This is a genomic window from Phyllobacterium sp. P5_D12 (assembly GCF_054049495.1).
In genome coordinates, this window is sequence record NZ_JBFUMG010000428.1 from 1 (window position 1) to 3,882 (window position 3,882).

The following is a 3,882-nucleotide window of genomic DNA, read 5'->3' on the forward strand; positions in this document are numbered from 1 at the left end:
GCGTAACGCCGCTTTCTACGACAGCAGTTCCGCCGTCTGCTGAAAGGGATTCGATCTTGTTAAGGGCAGCAAGGGAGAGGATGATTTCCCCGATCGCAGATACACCGCCACCCACCAACCCGGTGCGCCCGCCATGTGGCACGACGGCAATCCGGTGCTCGTTGCAAAGTCGCAGCACCGCCGCGACTTCTCCGGTATCTCTCGGGACGACGATCACGCCGGCATCGAGATTGCGTTCATCGGAACCGGGGTGAATGAGGCTCAATGCTTCACTGGTCTTCACGCCGCTGGCGCCGACGATCAAGCGCAGTTCGTTGAGGGTCTTGTCTGCAATCATTGAGGATCTGTCGTCCTGCGCCGGTCAATGAATATCCTGACGGCGAGAATGACTGCAGTGATCAGGATCAGCAAGACCGAGATCGCGGCGATGGCCGGATCGATGTTGTCGCGTAGCCCCATCCACATCAGACGCGGCAGCGTGATCGCATTGACGCTGGTGATGAATAGCGTCACGCCGATTTCCTCCCACGACAGCACGAATGACAACAGTGCTGCGGTTGCAATGCCGAACTTGATGTTAGGGATGATGATCCTGAAGGCGCGTGTTGCCAGATTGGCGCCAAGCCCCCGTGCGGCAAGGTCTATGCGACGATCGACCTGATAGAGCGCGACAAGGATGAGCACTACTGCAAAGGGTGTGATCATCACGGCATGGGCAAGCGCCACGCCCAGCCACGTGTCGTAGCCGATCCAGCTGTTGAAACTCGATAGCGTTGTCATCAGGAAATACAACGTCATGGCTGAAACGACGGGTGGCACCACCAGCGGCAACAGCACGAAGCCAATCAGCAGCGCCGAGAAGCGCGGCTGGAACATCCAGATGCCAAGCCCGAACATGGTTGCCAACGCCGTGGCTATCGCGCTCGACAGGATGCCGATGCGCAGGCTGAGCAGGATGCTCTGGCCCCAGGCAGGATTATCGATCAATGCCTGGTAGTGGCGCAGGGAAAGATTGCCGGAGGGCATGGAGAGAAAGCGCGCGGGTGTGAATGACACCGGAATAACGGCAATCAATGGCATCAACAGGAACAGTGCTACAGCTGTTGCAACGATCAAAATGACGGGGCCTGGACGGGATGAACTCATATTATCCAATCAGATGCGCGGGTTTAATGAAGCGTCGCATCAGCGCGAGCAGAACGCCGATGAACAATACGAGGACAGCGCTGATCGCCGCGCCCAGCCCCCAGTCCGGGCTCTGGAAAATGCGAAGATAGACGAGTTCGGCCACCATGACGCTGCGGCCACCGCCGAGAATGGCCGGTGTGACGAAGAAGCCGAGGGCAAACACGAAGACAATCAGCGCCGCCCCGATCAACCCGCCATAGGTCAACGGCACGAAGACAGTCCAGAAAATACGCGTTCGCGATGCACCCATGCCGCGTGCAGCAAGCAAAACGCGCTCGTCAATACTGCGCATGGCTGAAGCGATCGGAAACACCGCAAACGGTATCAGGAAATGCGTCATGCCGATGATGACGCCAAGCTCATTGCGTGCGAGCGAAAGCGGCTCGCTGATGATGCCGGCCGATTGCAGCCACGTGTTGATGAGCCCGCGGTTGGACAGCATCGCCAGCCAGCCGAAGGCTCGCGTCAGCACCGATATCCAGAAGGGGACAAGGATGCAGAATTCGGCCAGCATCCGCTGAACCGAACTGCCCCGAACCCACACATAGGCGATTGCATAGGCCGCGACGAGCACCGCGGCGGTGACGATAAGGCAAATCCGCAAGGTACGAATGAAGACGGATTGGACGAGAGGATCCGTCATCAGCGCCCGGTATTGGCCGAGACCGACTTCGGGCATGGTGAAACTCCAGCGGACGACACCCAAAAATGGAACGACATAGGCAAGTCCAAGGAACAGCAACAGCGGCGCCAGCAACAGAATCTTTCTAGAGGTGATCGATTTTCCGATCATTCGCGTTCCTGGCGTTATGAATCAAAGGCTTGGCACGAAAACTTAATTTTCGCGCCAAGAGCGATCAAGCCGAGATGACTTTCGTGTATTCATCGAATGCCTTGCCGTAATTCTCGGCATACCACTCCATGTCTAGCGGGACCTGCTTGGACATATTGGCGGGATCGACAGGATTGATGCGCTTTTTGTCCGCCGGGATCAGCGCGTCCGTCGCCGGATTTGCCGGGCCCTGGCCCAGCATGTTGAACATCTCGAGCTGTCGTTCCGGCGTCTGCGCGCTGGCGATGAATTTCATCGCATTGTCCTTGCCGCCGGGATTACCCTTCATCACGCCGAGAGCGCCCGGGGAAATGAGGCCCTGGTCCCAGATGAACTTGATATTGCCGCCAGAATCTTGCTCCAGCAATGAGGCGCGCGTCGACCAGATGAGTGCCATCGAGGCTGTATGAACCGGTTGAACGCAGGAGCGCAGGAGCGCCTGCGAGCAGCATTGCGGCCATCTGTGTAAAGCGGCGGCGACTGATTTCCCCTTTCTCGACCTTGCTGGCGAGTATTTCGAGGCAGTCCTTTTGAAATGCATTATCCATTTTGTTTCCCTCTGGATGTTATTTGGTACATTCCGAATGCTGCCTAACCTCCGTCAGGCAACAAAAAGCCCTGATGCACCGGCCATGAAACCCACACATCGGATTGTGGCGCTATCGGCGACGTCGAGGCTGTAGGCATTGAAACCGCAAGACTGGTTCCGCTGCGTGTTCGCAAATGGTACTTGGTCGACGCGCCGAAATAGGTGGCGCCTTCGACCCGGCAGGTGATGGCATTGCAGTCCGAAGTTTGCGGCGATGCCGAGATGAACATATGTTCGGGCCGGACAGCGGCAACGGCTTTCTTACCCGCCAGGGTAATGGATTTGTTGAGGACGATGGTCCGGTCCTCGAATTTGCCTGCGGCGGTTTCGCCGTTCAACTCTACGGTGTCGAGTGGCAGAAGATTGATCTCCCCGAGGAACTCGGCGACGAAGCGGTTCGACGGCCGCTCATAGACGTCCTGCGGCTTGCCAACCTGCAAGAGTTCGCCATGATTGAAAATGGCGACCCGCGACGATAGGGCGAGCGCTTCGGACTGGTCGTGCGTGACGAAAACGAAGGTCGTGCCGGTCTCCTGGTGCAGGCGTTTGACTTCTTGCTGCATCATTTCGCGCAAGTTCTTGTCGAGAGCCGAAAAAGGCTCGTCCAGCAGGAGAACGGAGGGTTCGAACACCAGAGCGCGGGCGAGGGCCACGCGCTGTTGTTGACCGCCGGAAAGCTTCGCCGGGAGCTTCTTTTCGTGGCCAATAAGACCGACGCGCTCTACCATCTCGGCGACTTTTCGTTTGATGTCGGCGGATGAACGACCGCGCACCTTTAGCGGAAAGGCGATGTTCTGCTCGACGGTCAGATGCGGGAACAGCGCATAACCCTGAAACACCATGCCATAGGAGCGGTCTTCAGCTGGTACATCGGTGATGTCCTTGCCATCCATGACCAGGCGTCCGGTCGTCGGTGCAGTGAATCCGGCAAGGATCATGAGAAAAGTCGTTTTGCCTGAACCGGAAGGGCCGAGAAGGGTAAGAAACTCGCCCCGACCTATGTCGAGCGAGAGATTTTTCAGCGCATGGAACGCGCCGAATGTCTTGCCAATCGATACAGCCTTGATCTCGGCGGCTTTCGCATCGCCCGGTTGCATGCTTTGAGGCATTGAGACCTCTTTCCCCTGCTTTTGTAAGAAGCCTAGGCACAATCCGCGGTCTCGACAATTGAATTATATTGCCGCGATACGTGAATGAAATTCACGCCACTGCGCGAGGGCGCTCATGGCTGTGTTTCACGCGTTGCGGGTTTGCGACAAGCGCGATTTCAACC

At 57.4% G+C, this 3,882-nt stretch carries 4 protein-coding genes and 1 pseudogene; all 5 read right to left on the minus strand.

Annotated features, from left to right (window positions below; genetic code table 11):
* Positions 1-337, minus strand: a 337-nt coding sequence (locus ACXJ5O_RS21015; protein WP_457301586.1) for an FAD-binding oxidoreductase, incomplete at its 3' end; no start/stop codon positions are given.
* Entirely contained in the window at positions 334-1,146 is an 813-nt protein-coding gene (locus ACXJ5O_RS21020; protein ID WP_457301587.1) for an ABC transporter permease, read from the minus strand. The genes ACXJ5O_RS21020 and ACXJ5O_RS21015, both read right to left, overlap by 4 nt.
* Position 1,147: 1 nt before the next feature.
* The gene (locus ACXJ5O_RS21025; RefSeq protein ID WP_457301588.1) at positions 1,148-1,981 is read right to left on the minus strand and encodes an ABC transporter permease; all 834 of its coding nucleotides are present in this window, start codon (positions 1,979-1,981) and stop codon (positions 1,148-1,150) included.
* Positions 1,982-2,045: 64 nt separating this feature from the next.
* Positions 2,046-2,423, minus strand: a pseudogene (locus ACXJ5O_RS21030) (ABC transporter substrate-binding protein); the annotation flags it as partial.
* A 188-nt stretch (positions 2,424-2,611) separates the two neighbouring features.
* Positions 2,612-3,718, minus strand: a complete 1,107-nt coding sequence (locus ACXJ5O_RS21035) for an ABC transporter ATP-binding protein (protein WP_457301589.1) — start codon at positions 3,716-3,718, stop codon at positions 2,612-2,614.
* Between the last annotated feature and the right edge of the window lie 164 nt (positions 3,719-3,882).

Excerpts from the sequence above, each read along its gene's own strand:
- ACXJ5O_RS21020 (WP_457301587.1), bottom strand. The coding sequence starts at position 1,146 with ATGAGTTCATCCCGTCCAGGCCCCGTCATTTTGATCGTTGCAACAGCT.
- ACXJ5O_RS21025 (WP_457301588.1), bottom strand. The coding sequence starts at position 1,981 with ATGATCGGAAAATCGATCACCTCTAGAAAGATTCTGTTGCTGGCGCCG.
- ACXJ5O_RS21035 (WP_457301589.1), bottom strand. The coding sequence starts at position 3,718 with ATGCCTCAAAGCATGCAACCGGGCGATGCGAAAGCCGCCGAGATCAAG.